We start from the raw sequence: 22,249 nt of genomic DNA, 5'->3' as shown, positions 1-22,249 counted from the left end.
ATTACTCAAAAATATCCAAACAATCGCAGATAAATTTATTTTTAATAAATTTTTTTACAATCATAATTAAATCAGTTAATACTAAACATTTTTATTTCAAGTAACTAGTATTTTTGTAGGCTGTTTTTATTACAATTTTTAATCATCAGTATGAGGAAGTAAAATATATATTATTGCCTGTTTTTTAAATCATATTTAAATGAATGATACTTCATTGTAAAAGTAATATAGGTTAGAATAAGTACCATTAAGTAATTAAATTTTACAATTGATTTCCTCTGCTTTACATGTACTGGAGTTTGAACTTATGAACCAAACTACTGAATCTGCTGCAGTTGGTAAGGATTTAAGTGAACAGCTGACGCATAAAGAACAAAAATTTAAACGGGTAAAATTTTATTTTAATGCAATTTTTGCTTTATGCTTTATCGTTTTTGCTTTGGGTTTGGTGTGGATGAATGTTATGGCTATAGCCAGTTCATTTATCACAGCGATGATGTTTGGTATGGCTTATCTGGGGGTGATTATGATTTTTGAAGAAGATATCAAAGAAATCAAAATCAAGCTGGAAAAAAGTGCATCAGTTAATATTTGACTCTTTTTTGATTAGTGGATATTGTTTCTGTACTCTTATTTGAACAAAATAGAGCATAAACTATTTTAGGATAAATAAACATTATTTACTTGGATACATGGAGTGGAAGGTTTTTTCTTCGTTATCTGGCTGTAAATGACGTTTACTGAAGTAGAGATAAATCAGCATGCTGCTGGCGCCGATTAGACACCATAGCATATCTTTCTGAGTATCCCATACATCGCCTTGTGTACCCAGAAAAGCGACAGCTTCCTGATTACTGATTTCTGCAACCATCCATTCGAATAGCTCATAAATGGCACTGATAGCCATACATACACAGCCACTTAGAAAGACTACCCAACTACGTTGGCGTACGATGTGTAAGCCCCAGAGTAATTCGCTGGCGATAATGGCTGGCGAGAAACCCTGAAAAAAATGGCCTAATTTATCGTAATTATTTCGTGACCAGCCAAGCAAGCTGCGCAGGTAATTAAATACTGGTTCCTGTGCATAGGTGTAATGGCTCCCGATCAATAAAATTAATGCATGAATCAGTACGACCCAGTACATCAATTCACTGAAGCGGAAACGGGAATAGGTACATATAAGTATTGCAACACCTATCAAAGCCGGAAATATTTCTAGCCCCCAAGTGGGATAGTCATGTGGCTGATAGCCAGACCATACTAAAACAACTAGGAATAAGGCTAATTGCAGAATATGACTTTTCATAGGTTTCTGCCCCTGCATATGACTGGTTAGGATGTACAGTCAAATCTGTCCCGTAATAATAGAAATCAAAACTTAGATTTCAATATGTAATCAAATATATAGGCTTGATTTAATTATTATAGTCTGGTTTTAATTGTGAATGAAATACTCAGAGAAACAATGATTTCAAAAGTCGTCTTAGTTTCAGTTTTCATTATCTGCTCAGTAGAATGGATTGAATAATGATTTTCTCAATGCTTTTTAATAATTATCAGGTGTTAAAAAATCAAATATTTGATTTTTATAAATAAAAAAAACTATCGCTTACATAAAATCATTTGATTATATTTATTAAAGAATTTTGTGTACTATACGTTCATTAATTAATTCAACCTTTTTTAAGGAGATACTTATGGTTGCTAATGTAAATACCGAAATTAAACCTTTTAATACCACTGCTTTTCATAATGGTAAATTTGTTGATATCAGTGATGCTGATGTGAAAGGTAAATGGTCTGTTTTCTTTTTCTACCCAGCTGACTTTACTTTTGTTTGCCCTACTGAATTAGGTGATCTAGCCGATCATTATGATGAATTGCAGAAAATGGGTGTGGAAGTTTACTCTGTATCTACCGATACACATTTCACACATAAAGCTTGGCATGATACTTCTGATACCATTGCTAAAATAAAATATTTTATGCTGGGCGACCGTAATGGTACGCTGGCTACCAATTTTGGTGTAATGCGCGAAGGTCAAGGTTCTGCTGACCGTGCTACTTTCTTGGTTGACCCTCAAGGTATCATTCAGAGTGTGGAAGTAACTGCTGAAGGTATCGGACGTGAAGCATCTGATTTGGTACGTAAAGTTAAAGCTGCTCAATATGTAGCATCTCATCCGGGTGAAGTATGTCCGGCTAAATGGAAAGAAGGCGATAAAACACTGGCTCCTTCTTTGGAACTGGTTGGTAAAATTTAAGCACTTAAACACACACATCTTATCTGCTGTTAATTAGCAGCCATTCAGTCCGGATACCGGCTGCGGTATCTGGGCTTTTTAGTAAAATAAATATACAGGCTATCAAAAATAGAATATCGATTGTTATTTTTAATGTAATGGAGCAGTAATATGTTAGACGACACCCTGAAAAGCCAATTAAAAGCTTATTTAGAATATGTAACCAGACCGGTTGAAATCATAGCAACTCTGGATGAAAGTGCAGGTGCTCGCGACATGCTGGCACTGTTACAAGATGTAGAAGCACTTAGTGATAAAGTTACCTTACGCACTGATGGTGAGTATGAACGTAAGCCCAGTTTTGAAATTACCAATCCGGGTACACATACCGGACTGATATTCGCCGGTAACCCGATGGGGCATGAGTTTAGTTCATTGGTGCTGGCCTTATTACAGGTAGGCGGACATCCTTCTAAAGAAGCAGAATCTTTGCAGCAGCAGATTAAAAATCTGCAAGGCAACTATCACTTTGAAACTTATTATTCAATTACATGTCATAATTGTCCGGATGTAATTCAGGCGCTGAATCTGATGACTATTCTTAATCCGAATATCACGCATACAGCAATTGACGGAGCTCTGTTTCAGGATGAAATTGAAGCCAAACAGATTATGGGTGTGCCGGCTGTTTTTCTGAATGGCGAATCCTTTGGTCAGGGGCGGATGGAGCTTGCTGAAATAGTAGCTAAACTGGATAGCAATGCCGCCAGTGATGTTGTAGATGAATTGAATGCCAAGGCACCCTTTGATGTGTTGATTGTTGGTGGTGGACCAGCGGGTGCAGCAGCTGGAGTATATGCTGCACGTAAGGGTATCCGTACAGGAATAGTGGCAGAACGTTTTGGTGGGCAGGTACTGGATACGCTTGAAATTGAAAATTATATTTCGGTATTGACAACAGATGGTCCGCGGTTTGCTCGTGATCTGGAAAGCCATGTCCGCAGTTATGATGTCGATATTATGAATCTGCAAAAAGTCAGTGCACTGTTACCGGCTAAAACTGAAGGTGGCCTGATTGAAGTACATACCGAAAGTGGTGCTGTGCTGAAATCTCGTACAGTAATTCTTTCTACAGGTGCTCACTGGCGTTCGATGAATGTACCGGGTGAACAGGAGTACCGAACTAAAGGTGTTACCTATTGTCCGCATTGCGATGGCCCATTATTTAAGGGTAAAGATGTAGCTGTAATAGGCGGTGGTAATTCTGGAGTAGAAGCTGCCATTGATCTGGCTGGTGTGGTGAAGAGCGTCACCTTGCTCGAATTTTCCGATAAAATGCGTGCAGATGAAGTTTTGCAGCATAAACTAAACAGTTTGCCCAATGTAAAAGTTATCTTAAATGCCCAGACAACTGAAGTTACCGGTGCTGAAGGTAAGGTTAATGGTTTGAATTATCAGGATAGAACTACCAATACAGCTCATCATTTAGCTTTAGAGGGTATTTTTGTTCAGATTGGTCTGCTGCCCAATACCAGCTTTTTGCAGGGTACCGTTGAGTTAACTGAACCAATGCATGAAATTGCAATTGACCGCTATGGTAAAACGAGCGTACCCGGTGTCTTTGCTGCCGGTGATTGCACTAATGTACCTTATAAACAAATTATTATTGCTGCCGGTGAGGGGGCAAAAGCAGCCTTAAGTGCTTTTGATTATCTAATTCGCACCAGTGCACCACAATAACTGTTTTTTATTATTTATCCCTCAAAATTTGCTGTTTTGAGGGATATTTCTATTCTAGCCAAATAAAGATTGTTTCGGATTGCCTGCAGCTTTCCGAGAGTATTCAACAAACCTTGTTTGAAAAAAATCGCAGCAGTAATAAATCTATTCTCGTATGTGCAACTGAGTAGCGAAGATATGATAATAATATTTATCAGCTGTGTTCTTTCGTTTCTAATTTAGTATAAATTGTTCCATTTTTTGAACTTATTATTTGATTCATACTGTAAAACTTAGCATCATGCCAGTATCCTCATGTTCGAGTATATGACAATGTGCCATGTAGGGAAAACTAGATGGAGCAGGGTGGTTGAATTTGACCAATACTTTGCTTACAGCACCTTCTACACTGACTATATCTTTCCACCCTGCACGATGAGCTGGCGGAATTTTACCGTTTTCACTTAAGATTCTGAATTGAGTACCGTGTATATGGAAGGGGTGTAGCATCATATCGCCTACACCGGATATTTCCCAGCATTCATACTGTCCTTTATTAGCTTTAAAGGCTGGTTTGTGGATATCAAAAGTCTGTCCGTTAATCCGATTTGCATGCATCAAATCTAAATCAGCCATGTTTGCCTGCATATTATGATGCATCACAGCCATATGTCCGTGGTTTGCAGGCATGTGATGCATGGATGAGTCGCCGGAAAGTTGCTGTAAAGCCTGCATGCCCAGAGTGTCCAGCTGTGAATCCATAGACAATTTAAATTGTCTATTAGATAGAATATCTACAGAGGGGATGGCAGGTAGCTTATTGTTAAGCTGTTCCGGCAAAGTGGCGTTGTTCCGAGTAGATACGGTGGCCACTTGGATAATTGGGTAGGGCTGATCAAAAGGAGCAAGATTCATACCCATTTGCTTTACTGGCAATGTCAGTAGGTCAAATGCCTGTGCGTTGCTTGTATCAATCAGTACTTCAAAACGTTCAGCCGGCAACATGTACAGATTCTGCACTGCTACCGGTTCAGGCAGAAAGCCTCCATCACTGGCAATAACATACATCGGCCGGTTATCACTGCATGCCAGATTCAGGCTTCTGGCGTTACAGCCGTTGAGCAGACGCAGTCGTAGCCAGCCACGTGGCGCATAATGTTGAGGATACAGCTGCCCATTACACAGCAGAGTATCGCCAAACCAGCCCACAGCAGCACTTAGTACATTAAGCTGATAATCAATCTGCCCATTCTCATCAAATTTTTTATCCTGAATTATCAGCGGAATATCATCTATTCCCCAGTTTTTAGGTAATGGCAAGCTGGTGCTGTTGGCATCTTCTAGCAAAAGCATACCAGCCAGCCCCATGGCTACTTGTTTTCCAGAATGCATATGCGGATGCGGATGATACCAGCAGGTTGCAGCCTGTTGTATTGAAGTAAGGTTGATTTGCCGTGTTTGTCCGGCTTCAATGCTTGCTTGTGGCCCACCATCAGCGATACCTGATATTTCCATTCCATGCCAGTGTACTGTAGTGGCTTCGTTAAGACGGTTATGTACTGTAATCTGCACAGGTTTGTTTCGGTACAAGCGAATTACAGGCCCGAGTAAAGCACCATTGTAGCCCCATGTGGTAATCAGATTTTTGCCAAACTGGCTTTTGCCGTGCTGTACAGTAAGTTGAATTTTAGTTTGTTTGGCAGTGTCCAGCAAAGGAGGGATTATCAGCTTCGGCAAGGCTGTATTTCCTTTGGCAAAAGCTGGCCATGGCAGGCCGGTTGCTGCTCCTAATAATGCGGAATATTTGAGAAAATCACGTCTGTTCATGATAATTCCTCTATAAAAATAAATAGCTTAAACCTTTACGTGTAGGTAAGGTCAAGCTATTCGGCCAAAAATTTTGTGAAATTAAAAAACAGGACAAAACCTTTTGCAGTTTTGTCCTGTTGCGAACCTGTTATTACATCATACTGTCAATTTTGCAATTACAGGTTTATAACCAGGTATATTTATAACCCATTGTGCCCTTGAAACCTTTACGTTTGTCGCTACCGAAGTTTTTCTCGTAACGTACATCTCCGTAAAAATCACTTTGTTTGGTAATTGGCAGTTGAATACCCAAACCGAGCTCTCCCCAGGTTTTAGCATATTCTTCTTTTAAGCTATCGCGGCCAATATCAACAGATTTTGGATTAACAAAATCATGCCAGATATTCGCAACGCCATAGAATGATGAAGGTGGTAAATTATCCGTTACATCACCGTTATAGCCAAAGCGCATACCTACACGACCGCGCAATGCAGATGGGTCGTGCTGATCAACATGGCGAATACGGTCATTAAAATCATCCAGAGACAAATACTGATAAACCAACTGAGCCTGTGGTTCGATAAACCAGTTGTTACCATAAACAATGAAGGATTTTCCAGTTTCAGCGGATAATGCTGCACCCCAGCCATTTTGATGCTCGGACTCATTAGAGCGTGCACTATATTTATTACGTAGATAAGTTACTTGGCCTACAAGATCTACATAGCCACCATTAATACCGTAGAATGTACCATAGCCACCAACACTTACTGCATCCGTACGGCCTTTACCATTGTAGTGGTCATCTACAACTCTACCGTTTTCTGCGCGATATTGATCTCGGAAGTCATTTTCATTATGACCATAAGCTACATAGCCACCTACATGTCGGCGTGTACCATTTTTATCGTTTTCATCCAATATAAAATCGTGACCAATTTGAAGAACAGACTGATTTCCGGCTGTATCCAAACGTTTCTTACCATCTTTATCCAGATGTTTTACAACTACTCTGGCCCAAGTTTGCTGTTGGTCTTCACCTAGAGCCGTATTATTGGTACCGTTGATATTGTAAGTCTGATTTTCACTACGACGTTCATGCAATGTACCGATCGTAGTAAAGCCTAGTTCCATATCTGCTGTAGGCATTTGTACATAGCCTGATACCGGTTCTGCATAAATGGGTACTTCAGGTGGATTGGGTTTGTCTGGACCAGTTTTGCCCTTAGCTTTTAAAGTCCATGCATAATCTGTTCCTGCTGAACCATCCGCACGGGTGGTGTTGATTTTTTCAAGCTGTGCTTCACCGGCATTTGTAGTTGGAGCTTTACCTGTAAAGTCACTTCCTGTTGTTTGTCCGTCTACGTGTACAACGACAGCAGAATGGATAGGTATTTCTTTCTGCGTTACATCACCATAGATTCCATTTTTATTGGCTGTATGTACAGTTGTCGGTTTATTCCCGATTACATTTCCAGCAATGTCTACACGGTCACTGTAAGTGGTGCCATCCTTATTCCAGAACGTATTAACGTACATCTGACCACCACCCGTATAGTCACCTTTTACTGTTATGCTATGGTATTTATCTTTATCAGCAGCATCTACTGAAGGAATCTCTGGAAATTTAATCGTTCCTTTGCTGTTTGTCAGATTGGTAAGCACAGAATTGCCGGTATTTGTCCAAATACCCTGGTTATCAAGATCAATTTTTCCGTTTTTGGCAAAACCTGAATTACTGGTGGTACCGGTAAAGTTTCCAGTGTTTACGCCTATAATTGAACCAGAATTGGCATTGATAAGATTACCATCAAAATCAGCGGTGTTACTAAATGATATCAAACCGGAACTAGTTGCATCATTAGTTACATCTGTTCGAAGTATATGATTATTGATGACCGAAACTTCACCAGTTCCAGAGTTGGTAATCTGTGCAGGAGAGCTTACCCCCTGATTGATAAAACTGATCTTACCAGAGCGGTTATTAATAATATTACTGCTGAGATTACCTGAGCTTTCATTGCTGATTTTGATTGCCCCTGAAGCATCGTTACGGATAGTACTTGTTAGTGTCTTTCTATTGATAATCTCAATATTATTTTCATCTGATCCTTTGCGTTCACCCAAATTAGCTATTAAACCACCTAAAACATCATCGTTTGTAATTTGGATATTACCTTTTTTGGTATTCGTAATTTCGCTATCAAGATGACCATTCAGATTATTATGAATTTCTATAGTACCTTCATCATTGTTAGTAATCTTATTTCCATTCATTTGACCATTATTTTCTACTATAAGCGTACCGGTACCATTATTATCAAATGCTCTGCTCATAGTATTGTTATTGGTAATCTTTAAAGTGCCGTTATTCAAATTGTTAATTTTTCCGGTACTGCTGCTGACTCCTGTAGCTTGGTTATCAATATTACCGTTGTTTATCAGAGATATTATTCCGGAACTTTCATTAGAAATATCACCATCTAGCTCACCATCAGCATTATTGGTAACCTCGATACTACCCGTTCCTTGGTTAGTGATATTGCCGGTAATTTTTCTGTTATTAATAATATTAATATTATTAGTATCAGAAAGCCCTTTAGCCCCAGTATTGATAATGGTGCCGCCCAGAACATTATCATTAACAATCTTAATAGCACCGGTGGAAGAGTTACTAATCGCACTATTAATTACACCAGTGTCTTTATTATTGATAGTAATCAAACCGGTATCGGTATTGTTAATCTGATTACTGCTGGAATTACCTTCATTATCTAAAGTAATGCTACCGGAACCACCATTAGTGATATTACCGGTAATTGAACCGGCATCTTTAGTATTCTGAACATGGATACTACCTTTGCCATTATTAATAACCGTACCAGTAAGATTTTTGTTATTGGTAATATCAATATTATTAGCAGCAGTAGTGCTCGCATTACCAGTATTGGTAATGGTGCCGCCCAGAACATTATCATTAACAATCTTAATAGCACCGGTGGAAGAGTTACTAATCGCACTATCAATTACACCAGTGTCTTTATTATTGATAGTAATCGAACCGGTATCGGTATTGTTAATCTGATTACTGCTGGAATTACCTTCATTATCTAAAGTAATGCTACCGGAACCACCATTAATGATATTACCGGTAATTGAACCAGTATCTTTAGTATTCTGAACATGGATACTACCTTTGCCATTATTAATAACCGTACCAGTAAGATTTTTGTTATTGGTAATATCAATATTATTAGCAGCAGTAGTGCTCGCATTACCAGTATTAGTAATGGTGCCGCCCAGAACATTATCATTAACAATCTTAATAGCACCGGTGGAAGAGTTACTAATCGCACTATTAATTACACCAGTGTCTTTATTATTGATAGTAATCAAACCGGTATCGGTATTGTTAATCTGATTACTGCTGGAATTACCTTCATTATCTAAAGTAATGCTACCGGAACCACCATTAGTGATATTACCGGTGATTGAGCCAGTATTTTTAGTATTCTGAACATGGATACTACCTTTGCCATTATTAGTAACCGTACCAGTAAGATTTTTGTTATTGGTAATATCAATATTATTAGCAGCAGAAGTGATCGCATTACCAGTATTAGTAATGGTGCCGCCCAGAACATTATCATTAACAATCTTAATAGCACCGGTGGAAGAGTTACTAATCGCACTATTAATTACACCAGTGTCTTTATTATTGATAGTAATCAAACCGGTATCGGTATTGTTAATCTGATTACTGCTGGAATTACCTTCATTATCTAAAGTAATGCTACCGGAACCACCATTAGTGATATTACCGGTAATTGAGCCAGTATCTTTAGTATTCTGAACATGGATACTACCTTTGCCATTATTAATAACCGTACCAGTAAGATTTTTGTTATTGGTAATATCAATATTATTAGCAGCAGTAGTGCTCGCATTACCAGTATTGGTAATGGTGCCGCCCAGAACATTATCATTAACAATCTTAATAGCACCGGTGGAAGAGTTACTAATCGCACTATTAATTACACCAGTGTCTTTATTATTGATAGTAATCAAACCGGTATCGGTATTGTTAATCTGATTACTGCTGGAATTACCTTCATTATCTAAAGTAATGCTACCGGAACCACCATTAGTGATATTACCGGTAATTGAACCGGCATCTTTAGTATTCTGAACATGGATACTACCTTTGCCATTATTAATAACCGTACCAGTAAGATTTTTGTTATTGGTAATATCAATATTATTAGCAGCAGTAGTGCTCGCATTACCAGTATTGGTAATGGTGCCGCCCAGAACATTATCATTAACAATCTTAATAGCACCGGTGGAAGAGTTACTAATCGCACTATTAATTACACCAGTGTCTTTATTATTGATAGTAATCAAACCGGTATCGGTATTGTTAATCTGATTACTGCTGGAATTACCTTCATTATCTAAAGTAATGCTACCGGAACCACCATTAGTGATATTACCGGTAATTGAACCGGCATCTTTAGTATTCTGAACATGGATACTACCTTTGCCATTATTAATAACCGTACCAGTAAGATTTTTGTTATTGGTAATATCAATATTATTAGCAGCAGTAGTGCTCGCATTACCAGTATTGGTAATGGTGCCGCCCAGAACATTATCATTAACAATCTTAATAGCACCGGTGGAAGAGTTACTAATCGCACTATCAATTACACCAGTGTCTTTATTATTGATAGTAATCGAACCGGTATCGGTATTGTTAATCTGATTACTGCTGGAATTACCTTCATTATCTAAAGTAATGCTACCGGAACCACCATTAATGATATTACCGGTAATTGAACCAGTATCTTTAGTATTCTGAACATGGATACTACCTTTGCCATTATTAATAACCGTACCAGTAAGATTTTTGTTATTGGTAATATCAATATTATTAGCAGCAGTAGTGCTCGCATTACCAGTATTAGTAATGGTGCCGCCCAGAACATTATCATTAACAATCTTAATAGCACCGGTGGAAGAGTTACTAATCGCACTATTAATTACACCAGTGTCTTTATTATTGATAGTAATCAAACCGGTATCGGTATTGTTAATCTGATTACTGCTGGAATTACCTTCATTATCTAAAGTAATGCTACCGGAACCACCATTAGTGATATTACCGGTGATTGAGCCAGTATTTTTAGTATTCTGAACATGGATACTACCTTTGCCATTATTAGTAACCGTACCAGTAAGATTTTTGTTATTGGTAATATCAATATTATTAGCAGCAGAAGTGATCGCATCACCAGTATTCGTAATGGTACCGGCCAGAATATTATCATTAACAATATTGATCGAACCGGTATTTTTGTTAACTACGTCGCTTACAATAGTGCCTTGTTCATTGTTATTAAGGGTTATTTTACCATTTGAATTATTATTTATAGATCCTTGATCTATAGATTTATTATTATTAATAGTAATTTCACCTGCATTATCATTATTAATATTACCAGATAGTGTTCCATTATTTTTTACAATAATTTTACCATTTCCCTCATTCCTTAGGACTGAACCATTTGCTTGAATAGAAGACTTAGTAGCTGTCGAGTTTAGTACTCCATCATTATTAATTGATAAAGTACCTTTTCCTCTGTGTTTTACCGTATCAACGTTACTACTTGTATTTGCAGAAGATGTATTATTATAGGTTACGTTGTCTGTTTCGATTAGCGCTTCATCAGTGGCAATAACAGTATTTTTCCCGTTATTGACTGTAAATTTTCCTTTATTAGTAAAAGTACTGTTTTCAGATAATGTTACTCCAATTAAACTGTTATCTTCTTCTAAAGAGTCACTATCTTTTGCTATGATTGATGTATTACCATTAGATTCGTAAGTTGCGTTTTGAACATGAATAGCCGAAGTATTTGTCTCTGCAGTATTCACGTTTATTGATGTATTTCCACCTATGCTCATTTTACCTGAAAGCACTTCAATTACAGAGTCTGGACCTGATCCAGTTGTTGTAATATTTAAATCATTTTTGATATTCAAAATTGAGTTTGAATTTAGATCATTTGATTCTTGATAAATGGCATTATCTTTAGCCGATTGTTCAATATTAATATTATTTGCATTTATGATACCATCAGAATTCATAATAGCAGTATTTCCTTTGGATCGACGACTGCTAATTGCATTTATATTTATATCTCCATCGACATTCATTGTACTATTTGTATTATTAATATCTTGAAACCCGTTGGCATAAACATTATCATTTACAGTAATATTTCCCTTTACATGTAAATTTGAACCGCCTTGATTTGAAATTATGGTTGTGTTACTTCCCGTATTGTTTGCGACAAGATCATTATTGATAGTTGCTTTAGCACCATTGTCAAGTAATATAGCACTGCTTGTTGGCTGAGGTCTGCTAATAGAAGTGTTTACATTATCTGCTATTAATTCTGAGTTGTTTAGCCAAATTGATTTTTGAGCATTACTAGACGAGGGTCCACTAACTGTAATGCTTGTTCCAGTAATTTTGGAATTTTGCTCAGCAGTTATTTTATTATATGTTTGTCCTGCATCTGCATTACAAGTTTCACCATTTGCTTGAATTTCTGGATTTGATGCACCTGATACGTTAACAGAACAAGCAGCATAAGAACCATAGCTGAATAAAGCTAAAGCAACAGAAGTTGCAATCTTTATACAGTTATTTTTTGTTTTGCCACGTGTCAGTTCCGAGCAGGCTACCCATGTATTGGTAGATTCACTCCATTTGGATTTGTAGATGATATTCATCAGTTTTCCTTGGTTTTGCAGATTCTATAAAATAAATCTTAACTCTTGATTAAAATTTAATTAATTAAGCTTATATATGTAATTGGATAATGAATTAATACTAAATAGTATTAATTCATTATAGAAGATATGTTATATCGTATCCAAATAAAGTTAACTTAATGCTAATTGTTTGTGTCAGTTAGTTTGTTAGCATTTTTTGTGTGAATCATTAAAAATTCTAATATATTCATATATATAATCATTTGACATACCTATGATGTTGAATAAAACATTCAAAATAAAAAAAGTGTGGTTAACTTTACTTTGTTATTTTAATACACCCTAAATGTTATGAACCTATTTATAAGTGTTAATAGAAAGTTTTGTTATTTATAGGGAATATTATTTTATGTTTTTTGAATGTGGTTGTTGCCAGAGCTTCTATTGGCGGGAAATTCAGGCTATAAAAAGAAAAATAAATAATATATAAATAAGTGTATGAATTTTGCAACTAATTTGTTGTAGAGAATGTTTTGCGTTAACTAAATTTGGATATCAAATTATATTAGTCCTTATGTTGAGTTTTAATAATCAAAAAATCTTGGTTTAAAGATGGCTGAATTTAAACAAAAACATTCTTTTTATCGCTTGATTTTGTTTTTAAAAAGCAGTAAATGCTAAAGAGAGGAACGGATGTTTCAGAAAAAAATAAGTTAAATATCTATATTAAATATTTAATTTTAATTATTTTTGAATAACCTCGGTTGTGAAAAGTTGCATTTGTTTAAAAGCAGAATCAAAATAATTTTATTGTAGGTTTAAACCAAAAAATGAAAAATTTTGATGTTGTTGAATTTATATCTTAGATTTTTTGGGTAAAAAAATCTCATGAGATGAAAATTCAAGCTTTGTGCTAATTTTTTATTGAGATTAAATAGTAATAGTAGAATAGATAAACTAAATCTCTGATAAATAGATAGCAGATAATTAAGAAATCAGCACTGTTAAATTAGATACCTAGCTGATACAAAATCATATGAGGTTTTTTGGTGGGTCCAGTGGGTTTCGAACCCACGACCAAGGGATTATGAGTCCCCTGCTCTAACCCCTGAGCTACAGACCCGAGAAAGGCGTATTTTAGCTAATACGTCAGACGATTGCAAGGTTTTACATAAAAAATCATCCGCAGAGTGCGGATGATTTTGGTTTTAAAAGTAAAAAATTTACTGTTTGTTTTCGTCACTGTCGAGAAAGCTCTTTAGCCGGTCAGAGCGGGTAGGGTGACGCAGTTTGCGTAATGCTTTAGCTTCAATTTGACGAATACGTTCGCGGGTAACATCAAACTGTTTGCCCACTTCTTCGAGTGTATGATCTGTATTCATGTCGATACCAAAGCGCATCCGCAAAACTTTGGCTTCGCGCGGTGTTAGGCTTTCGAGTACATCTTTTGTGACTTCCCGCAGACTGGAATACATGGCTGCGTCTGCCGGTGCGACGTTATTCGCATCTTCAATGAAATCGCCCAGATGTGAATCATCATCATCGCCAATTGGTGTTTCCATGGAAATCGGTTCTTTGGCAATTTTCATGATTTTTCGGATTTTATCTTCCGGCATTTCCATCAGTTCAGCCAGTTTGGCTGAGTCGGCCTCTTCTCCGTTTTCCTGCAAATACTGACGGGATATCCGATTCATTTTGTTGATGGTTTCAATCATATGTACCGGTATGCGAATAGTACGAGCCTGATCTGCAATTGAACGGGTAATAGCCTGTCGTATCCACCAGGTGGCATAGGTGGAGAATTTATAGCCTCGACGATATTCAAATTTATCCACGGCTTTCATCAGGCCGATATTGCCTTCCTGAATTAAATCCAGAAATTGCAAACCACGATTGGTGTATTTTTTAGCAATAGAAATTACCAGACGCAAGTTGGCCTGAATCATTTCTTGCTTGGCAGCAGCGGTTTCCTGCTCACTTTTGACCATGTTTTTGTTAATCTGTTTCAGCTCATCCAGTGAAATCTGAGCGGCCTCTTCCAGATTAGCCAGTTCAGTTTGCTTTTCAATAATGGCATACTGGAAACGACGTAGTGCTTCTGTCCAGACGCGGTTTAGAGAAAGTTCTTCATCTACCCAGCCCAAATCGGTAGTGCGATTGGCAAAGCTTTTGATAAAGTAATCACGCTCCATATGCACACGATTCAGAGCTATATCGCGAATATCTCGTTCCAGCTGTCGTACTTGATTGACGCGCATGCGCAGGTTTTCACATAGGCTTTCAATCTGGCGGGTAGCAAAGCGTACCTGTAATAATTGCTCTGCAATTTCCTCTTGCAGTTTGAGGTAGGTAGCGTCTTTGCTGCCTTTCTCCTGAAGTGCGGCAACCATGGCTTCATAGCGGCTCTGAATTCCATCGAAGTGTTCTAGCGTTTTTTGGCGCAGCTCTTCCAGATTAGCAGATGCTGCTAGTGCAGCGTTTTCTTCTTCGTTTTCTTCAGAATCATCGTCTACGTCAACACTGTCTTCATTGTCGTCCTCTACCTCAGTATCCTCATTTTTGCTATCGATACCGATACCCAGTTCATCGAGAAGTTCTTCATGTGGGTCGACAATAGCCTCTACAACTTCATCAACTTTGATTTCTTCTTTGCGTACAGCATCAATCAAAGCCAGTATTTCAGCTACAGAACCTGGGCAGGCAGAGATGGCCTGAATCATGTTGCGCAGGGCATTCTCAATTTTTTTGGCGATGATGATTTCATCTTCACGCGTTAATAGGTCTACCTGACCCATTTCGCGCATGTACATACGTACGGGGTCGGTGGTTCGTCCAAATTCATTATCTGCATTAGACAGAGCTGCTTCAGCTTCGGCTACCGCATCGTCGTCAGTCATGTTGGCGGTGTTATCGCCCATTAGCAGACTTTCGGCATCAGGTGCTTCTTCGGTAACCTGAATCCCAAGACCAGATATCATCGAAACAATGTTATCAATCTGGTCGGCATCCGACATTTCATCCGGCAAAGCATCATTTATTTCAGCATATGTAATGTAACCACGTTCCTTGCCCTGAATAATCAGCTGACGCAGTCGTGCACGTTGTTCCTCAGCGGTTAACGGACGGGTATCGTCTTGTTCCTTACTACTATCAATAGTGGTTTTTTTGGGTGTTGGGTTTGCCATATTTTACTCAATATATTGCAGCAGCTATGGCGCTGCAAGGGGTTAAAATAGACGTCAGGCTAAGCTGACGGCATTTTGGGCGGGCTTAAGAGCAGCAGGAGTAACTGTTTTTCGTCGGCACTGAGACGTCCATGCTGGAGTTTGCGCTTCAACGCATCAATCTGCTGGGTCTTAAGACTATCCAGTAATTTTTGCATGCCCTGTTTGAACGTGGTGCAGTCATCTTCATTTCCTGGCTGCAAGATATCCGGTGAATCCAGATAATCATGGATAATCTGCCGAATGACGGGTTCAAATTCTGTATTACGCATCAGTTCCAACACAGCTCCGCTGTTTAACGGTGTTACGGAGGCTTGTATGCGTTCAGCCAGCGCAGCGAGGCATGCATAATCGCCGTGCAGGTCCAGATATTCTGGTAGTTCTATAAATGCGGCCCATTGCGGATTTATCAATAGTGCACGTATCTGTTTTTGTGCCAGTGACATGACAGGCGGTTGTCGGAAAGTGTTCTGTGGTAGACGGTAACTTTTCTGTCTGACAGGTGCTGATCTAGGTTGTTCTTGTCCCAATAGCTGAGCTAGATTATGTTCATCTATACCCACTTTCTGGCTGAGTTCTTGGCGCAGTAGGAAAGACAATGCTGGTGCCTTGATTTGAGCTAGCAAAGGGCTGGCAGTTTTAATCAATTCTGCTTTACCTTCCTGAGTGTTAAGGTCAATCTGTGCAGTTAGTGTTTGCCAGAAGTATGCAGACAGTGGCAAGCTTTGGTTCAGTAGTGCATCTTCAAATGTGCTTAATCCATAGCTACGTACATAGCTGTCGGGGTCATGTTCAGCTGGTAAAAAAAGGAAGTGTAAAATTTTGTCATCTTTTAATTGTGGCAAAGCGTTTTCCAATGCTCGCCATGCAGCTTTTTTGCCGGCAGTGTCACCGTCAAAGCAGAAATAGATATGATCGCTTTGCCGCATCAGCAAATGTATGTGTTCTGCCGTGGTAGATGTGCCAAGTGCAGCTACAGCATATCCTAGACCATACTGTGCCAAGGCAACGACATCCATATAGCCTTCTACGACCAGTACTCGCTGTGCATCTTTGATTGCAGCGCGTGCTTCGTATAGTCCGTACAGATTCCGCCCTTTATCAAATAGGGGCGTTTCAGGTGAGTTGAGATATTTAGGTTCACTTGCATCAATAACGCGAGCACCAAAACCGATAATTTGTCCACGGGTACTGCGTATGGGGAACATAATGCGATCGCGGAAGCGGTCATAATGGCGGCTGTCTTTTTCGATAACCATGCCACTGTTTACCAATGCGTTGCTGGGATAGGGCTGAAAAACTTTGGCTAGCGCCTGCCAGTCGTCCGGTGCATAGCCAAGGCCATAATGGATGATGATTTCATCACTGAGGCCGCGCTGCTGTAGATATTGCTGTGCACGCAGTGAGGTTTTTAGCTGTTGTTGATAGTAGGTGGCAGCCGCAGCTGTAGTTTGCTCTAGTGTCTGCTGAATCTGTTTATGAGCTTTCTGTACATGTGGATTGGAGTTTCCAGACTGTTGTGGGACAGTCATGCCGATGCGGTCTGCCAGAAATTGTACGGCTTCCTGAAAGCTCAATCCTTGATACTCCATGACAAAGCCAATGGCGGATCCATGTACGCCACAACCAAAGCAATGATAAAACTGTTTGGCAGGACTAACCGAAAACGAGGGGGATTTTTCTTTGTGAAAGGGGCAGCAGGCCATGTAGTTGGTACCACTTTTTTTAAGTGGTACAAATTCTTCAATGACATCAACGATGTCTATTTTATTTAAAAGCTCGTCAATAAATTCGTTTGGAATCATGCCAACCATGCCCGTCAATTGCTGCACATAATTTCTAGACCTGATTATCCTGTCTCTTTTTTTTTGAATGTTGAATTAATTAGGCCAAGAGCTGTTTGATTTTCTTACTAACTTCACACATATCGGCTTTGCCTGCCAGTGTTTTTTTCAATATGCCCATTACTTTTCCCATATCACTCGGTTGTGTGGCACCCACATTGGCAATAGCATCTTTAATGGCAGCTTCAATAGCGGTATCGTCTAGCATTTCGGGCAAGTAATTTTGGAGTAAGTTAATTTCTGCTTGCTCCTTTTCGGCAAGATCGTTTCTTCCACCCTCGTTAAACATGCGTACCGATTCTTTCCGCTGTTTAACCATTTTGCTGATAACTGCAACGAAGCGGCTATCGTCTACCTCGATTCTTTCATCTACTTCAATCTGTTTGATAGCAGCTAATGCCATACGAATGGTAGATAGGGATGCTGCATCGTGATTGCGCATTGCTGATTTCATGTCTTCCTGTAATTTTTGTTTCAGGCTCATAATGGGGCTCGCAGTAAGTGAATTGGTTATTATAGAGATTTGCTGTAAAAATACGTTTTACTTCAGGTTTTACCTGTAAAAAGCAAATACCGCAAGCAATGCCTGCGGTATTCTGGTTAATTGTAATTTCCCGGTTGTTAATGCAAAGCCGGAAATTCCAATTAATAATTTTTAGGTGGCAATTGCTGGCTGCGTAGGCGTTTCTGTAAGCGTTTAACGGCTGCTGCTTTTTTACGTTTACGCTCAGTTGTTGGTTTTTCATAAGCTTCGCGTGCGCGCAGTTCGGTCATCAAGCCTGTTTTTTCAACAGAGCGTTTGAAACGACGCATAGCAACTTCAAAAGGTTCATTTTCTTTTACACGAATAGAAGGCATGTTTTTTTCCTGAATAAATAATTATATTACTGATTGTATATCAGATAGATAAATACTAAATAAAGGCCACTAAAGGCAAAGGCGGTGTTTACGGTTCCGCATTACCGTTTACAACATCACCTCCCAAGGTGTAATTGAGGCTATATCTGTTAGAATTTAAAGTAAAACGGATATAGGGTTATTTTAAATAAATAAGGAGAAGATTATGGCTGATTAAATATGATTCGTCAAGCCAGCTGGAGGGGTACGTTTGTAACATCATTAAAGATGATGAGCGTTATATTCTGTTTACACGACGAATCTGAGGAACAGAATGTAAATCGCGGATAATATGATTGAGCTGATTTAAATCTTTTACCTGTAACACAAAACGAAATTCAATAAATCCTTCCACACCTTCGAGTTTTTTTGAGGTGGTTTCTACAGATGTAATATCACCGCCATTTGAAGAAATAGCCTGAGCAATGGTGGCCAGTAATCCATGACTATCAATAGCATTGAGGCATAAAGTTGTCTGATAGTTATTTGCTTGTAGTAAATCCCAGTTTGCATCCAGCTGAAGTTCAGGGTCTGTTTTCAAAATCGTATTACAAGTATCACGATGAATAATAATGCCCTGATCTTTGATTAGCAAAGCTTTAATGGTGTCACCAGGAATAGGGTGGCAGCATTTGCCTAAATGAATATGAGTTGACTCATTGCCAGTCAAATTAATTGGTGCCAGTTTAATGGTGTCATTAAAATGCTCGCCAGCCAGTTCAGCAATATGCATGGCTACAGATACTGGCTGTAGTAACCCCATACCTACTTCGCAGAGAACATTTTCAAAAGAAGTATTTTTTTGGCGTAAATCGGTCAGATATTTGTCTTTTAAAGAGTCTGACAGTAAAACGTTTTCTGGCAGTAGGCTGGATAAGGCTTTTTGTAATAATTTTTCGCCTAAGCGTATGGCATCGGAACGATCCATTTTTTTTATTTGGCTGCGAATGGCACTACGGGCATGGCTTGAAACGGTAAAGCCGAGCCATGCCGGAGTAGGGTGGCCATTGCTGGAGGTAATTATTTCTACGGTATCACCTGTATGCAGACGGGTACGTAAGGGCATTAAATTGTGATTAATGCGTGCAGAGACTGTTCGATTGCCGATATCGGTATGAACAGCATAGGCAAAATCTACAGGTGTGGCACCTTCTGGAAGGGTAATAATTTTACCTTTAGGGGTGAAGACATAAACCTCATTCGGAAATAAATCTGTTTTTACATGTTCCAGAAATTCAATGGCATTGGCACTATGTGCTTGAATGTCGAGAATACTTTGCAACCATTGATTGGTACGCATTTGTGCCTGATCAAAACTATTCTGCTCTCCATCTTTATGCATCCAGTAGCTAGCAATACCACGTTCGGCTATAGTATCCATTTCGTGTGTTCGTATCTGAACTTCAATAGGTAGCCCGTAAGGTCCAATTAAGATGGTATGCAGGCTCTGGTAACCATTGTTTTTGGGAATAGCAATGTAATCTTTAATTCGTCCAGGTTTAGGTTTGTACAGATTATGCAGAACACCCAGAGCGGTATAGCATGAAGGTATGTTATTTACAATAACCCTGAATGCATAAATATCCATTACATCGGCAAAATGGAGATTTTTACGACGCATTTTTTCATAAATGCTGTATAGGTTTTTTTCTCTACCTCTTACCTGTGCCTCAATATTGGCGCTCACAAGACGTTGACTGAAGGCTCGCAGTACTTTACCTACTATATCGCGCCTGTTTCGTCGTGAAGACTGAATGGCTTTGGCAAGTACTTCATAGCGGTGGGGGTACAGATGTCTAAATGCTAAGTCTTGCAATTCACGGTATACATGATTCAAACCGATACGATTGGCCAGTTGCGCATAGATTTCCATGGTTTCTTGTGCGATACGTCTGCGACTGGCCGGTTTTTTAGCAGACAGTGTGCGCATGTTGTGCAGCCTGTCTGAAAGTTTGACAATTATGACACGAACATCTTGTGTCATTGCCATAATTAATTTACGGAAGCTTTCTGCCTGTGCTTCCTGCTGGTTGTTATATTCAAGTTTTTCCAGTTTGGATAGCCCGTCAACCATGTTGGCAATGGTTTCACCGAATTCGGCAATAATTTCTTCTTTGGTAGTACCAGTGTCCTCTAGTACATCATGTAATACACCGGCACATAAAGCCTGAATGTCTACATGCCATTCTGCTAATTGAGTCGCCACGGCTAGAGGATGGGTGATATAAGGTAAGCCGCTGTTACGGAATTGTCCATGATGGGCATGGGCACCGAATTTGCAAGCTCGGGACAGCATTTGTAAATCTTCTTTGCTGAGGTAAGAGGCAGTGTGTAGGAGTTTATTTTCTGCTTCAGTAATAATGTCCTGATAGCTCGTTTCTATCTGTTGTTGACAGCATTGTAGCTGGTCGTTTGTGCCGGTGCATGATGAAGTATTAATTGCATCAAATATTTTCATTCCCACCGTGCCTATAGCTGCGCTGGGTAAATCACTGTCTGAAGAACATAAATCTTCAAAGGCTATTTTGATCAGCACCGCTGCCAGTGCTTGTACTCGTTGCTGATTTTGTGCCAAAGATGTAGTAATGGCAAAACTGCGTTTAAGTAGAGCAGTTTTGCCATCTTTTTCGGCCAGAGTGTAGATATAGGCACACGCTTGTTCCAGTAATTCCCAGCGTTCCTGTTTATTTAAATACTCTGTTTGTGCAAAGAGAGTGTTACGCCATTGTTTAACAGGTGGTTTGTAGGTGTGGCTGGGAGGGTACATGGCTGTTTGCCTTATTATTTTTGTTGGTTGAGTAACTCTGCACCAATTTGTCCACTGGCTATCTCGCGCAAAGCAATGACTGTGGGTTTGTCATGATCTTCTTCTACCAGTGATGTTGCGCCATTAGCCAGCTGGCGTGCTCGCAGGGCAGCAATCATGGTCAGGTCAAAGTGATTAGGGATGCGTCCGATACAGTCTTCTACAGTAATGCGTGCCATAATATAAATTCCAATAGAAATAATTGTTTAACATTAAACTTGAAATATTTATTTTCCAGATAAAATCCGGGTAATGGTTTGTTGCTGCGCCTTCGCGCATAACCCAACCGAACGGATAATTGCTAATAAATCCTGCTCTGCCTGATTAAGATCTTGATTAACAATAACATAATCAAACAAAAGACTTTGTTCAATTTCTTCACGGGATTTTGCTAAACGATAGGCTATCACGTCTTCGCTATCAGTGCCTCTATTTTTAAGACGTTCAGTGAGTTCTGTCATCGAAGGAGGTAGTATGAAAATACTGGTAGCATTAGGCAGTAAACGGCGAATCTGTTCCGCACCCTGAACATCAATTTCTAAAATAACGTTGTAACCTTGCTGGGTTAATGATTCTACAGCCTGTAAACTGGTGCCATAATAATTGCCATAAACATTGGCATGCTCAATAAAAGCATTGCTGGCAATCATATCCTCAAATTCACTACGGCTGACAAAATGATAATGTACACCATTTTGTTCACCCTCACGCGGCATTCTGGTTGTATGGGAAATAGATATGCGAATATTCGGCTGACGCGCACTCAGGCGCGAAACAAGTGTGGTTTTGCCAGTACCTGAAGCAGCAGAAACAATGAAAATATGTCCAGATTGCAACATAATATAAATTTAAGGATTACGGTGACTAATTATGCCACAGCCGTGATTATTACGCCAATCCGAGCAAGCAGATTATTGCAT

General features: G+C 39.0%; 13 protein-coding genes and 1 tRNA gene. 3 read left to right on the top strand and 11 right to left on the bottom strand.

Annotation, left to right across the window (positions count from 1 at the left end):
* Positions 1–307 precede the first annotated feature (307 nt).
* The gene (locus ABU615_RS03490) at positions 308–595 is read left to right on the top strand and encodes a hypothetical protein (RefSeq protein WP_100141218.1); all 288 of its coding nucleotides are present in this window, start codon (positions 308–310) and stop codon (positions 593–595) included.
* An 81-nt stretch (positions 596–676) separates the two neighbouring features.
* On the opposite strand, the gene ABU615_RS03485 is transcribed toward ABU615_RS03490, so the two are convergent.
* Positions 677–1,309, bottom strand: a complete 633-nt coding sequence (locus ABU615_RS03485) for a DUF2238 domain-containing protein (RefSeq protein ID WP_367487447.1) — start codon at positions 1,307–1,309, stop codon at positions 677–679.
* A 391-nt stretch (positions 1,310–1,700) separates the two neighbouring features.
* Here ABU615_RS03485 and ahpC point away from each other — a divergent pair, with 391 nt between their 5' ends.
* A complete protein-coding gene (gene ahpC / locus ABU615_RS03480) occupies positions 1,701–2,267 on the top strand; it encodes an alkyl hydroperoxide reductase subunit C (RefSeq protein ID WP_100141220.1) in 567 nt (188 codons plus the stop codon).
* Positions 2,268–2,417: 150 nt separating this feature from the next.
* Positions 2,418–3,986, top strand: coding sequence for an alkyl hydroperoxide reductase subunit F (gene ahpF, locus ABU615_RS03475; RefSeq protein ID WP_370389218.1), 1,569 nt, complete (start codon positions 2,418–2,420; stop codon positions 3,984–3,986).
* 258 nt (positions 3,987–4,244) lie between these two features.
* On the opposite strand, the gene cueO is transcribed toward ahpF, so the two are convergent.
* From cueO to gmk, 10 genes are all read right to left on the bottom strand, one after another.
* Positions 4,245–5,792, bottom strand: a complete 1,548-nt coding sequence (cueO, locus tag ABU615_RS03470) for a multicopper oxidase CueO (RefSeq protein ID WP_370389217.1) — start codon at positions 5,790–5,792, stop codon at positions 4,245–4,247.
* A 166-nt stretch (positions 5,793–5,958) separates the two neighbouring features.
* Positions 5,959–12,576 (bottom strand): autotransporter outer membrane beta-barrel domain-containing protein, encoded by a 6,618-nt coding sequence (locus ABU615_RS03465; protein ID WP_370389216.1) that lies wholly within the window; start codon positions 12,574–12,576, stop codon positions 5,959–5,961.
* Positions 12,577–13,605: 1,029 nt separating this feature from the next.
* Positions 13,606–13,681: transfer RNA gene (locus ABU615_RS03460), tRNA-Ile, on the bottom strand.
* A gap of 100 nt (positions 13,682–13,781) precedes the next feature.
* The gene (rpoD, locus tag ABU615_RS03455; RefSeq protein ID WP_100157162.1) at positions 13,782–15,743 is read right to left on the bottom strand and encodes an RNA polymerase sigma factor RpoD; all 1,962 of its coding nucleotides are present in this window, start codon (positions 15,741–15,743) and stop codon (positions 13,782–13,784) included.
* Between the two features lie 59 nt (positions 15,744–15,802).
* Positions 15,803–17,587, bottom strand: a complete 1,785-nt coding sequence (gene dnaG / locus ABU615_RS03450) for a DNA primase (protein ID WP_370389343.1) — start codon at positions 17,585–17,587, stop codon at positions 15,803–15,805.
* A gap of 79 nt (positions 17,588–17,666) precedes the next feature.
* Positions 17,667–18,110: a GatB/YqeY domain-containing protein gene (locus ABU615_RS03445; RefSeq protein WP_367487492.1), complete on the bottom strand. Its 444-nt coding sequence runs from the start codon at positions 18,108–18,110 to the stop codon at positions 17,667–17,669.
* Between the two features lie 161 nt (positions 18,111–18,271).
* Positions 18,272–18,484: a 30S ribosomal protein S21 gene (gene rpsU, locus ABU615_RS03440; protein WP_100141358.1), complete on the bottom strand. Its 213-nt coding sequence runs from the start codon at positions 18,482–18,484 to the stop codon at positions 18,272–18,274.
* A 277-nt stretch (positions 18,485–18,761) separates the two neighbouring features.
* The gene (locus tag ABU615_RS03435) at positions 18,762–21,290 is read right to left on the bottom strand and encodes a bifunctional (p)ppGpp synthetase/guanosine-3',5'-bis(diphosphate) 3'-pyrophosphohydrolase (protein WP_370389215.1); all 2,529 of its coding nucleotides are present in this window, start codon (positions 21,288–21,290) and stop codon (positions 18,762–18,764) included.
* A gap of 14 nt (positions 21,291–21,304) precedes the next feature.
* The gene (rpoZ, locus tag ABU615_RS03430; protein ID WP_100141356.1) at positions 21,305–21,508 is read right to left on the bottom strand and encodes a DNA-directed RNA polymerase subunit omega; all 204 of its coding nucleotides are present in this window, start codon (positions 21,506–21,508) and stop codon (positions 21,305–21,307) included.
* Between the two features lie 48 nt (positions 21,509–21,556).
* Positions 21,557–22,168: a guanylate kinase gene (gene gmk / locus ABU615_RS03425; protein ID WP_267391045.1), complete on the bottom strand. Its 612-nt coding sequence runs from the start codon at positions 22,166–22,168 to the stop codon at positions 21,557–21,559.
* Positions 22,169–22,249 lie beyond the last annotated feature (81 nt).

Source organism: Snodgrassella alvi, assembly GCF_040741455.2.
Classification (GTDB): Bacteria; Pseudomonadota; Gammaproteobacteria; order Burkholderiales; family Neisseriaceae; genus Snodgrassella; species Snodgrassella alvi_E.
Note: the sequence above shows the minus strand (reverse complement) of the source record. Positions and strands in the feature narration are given on the sequence as shown.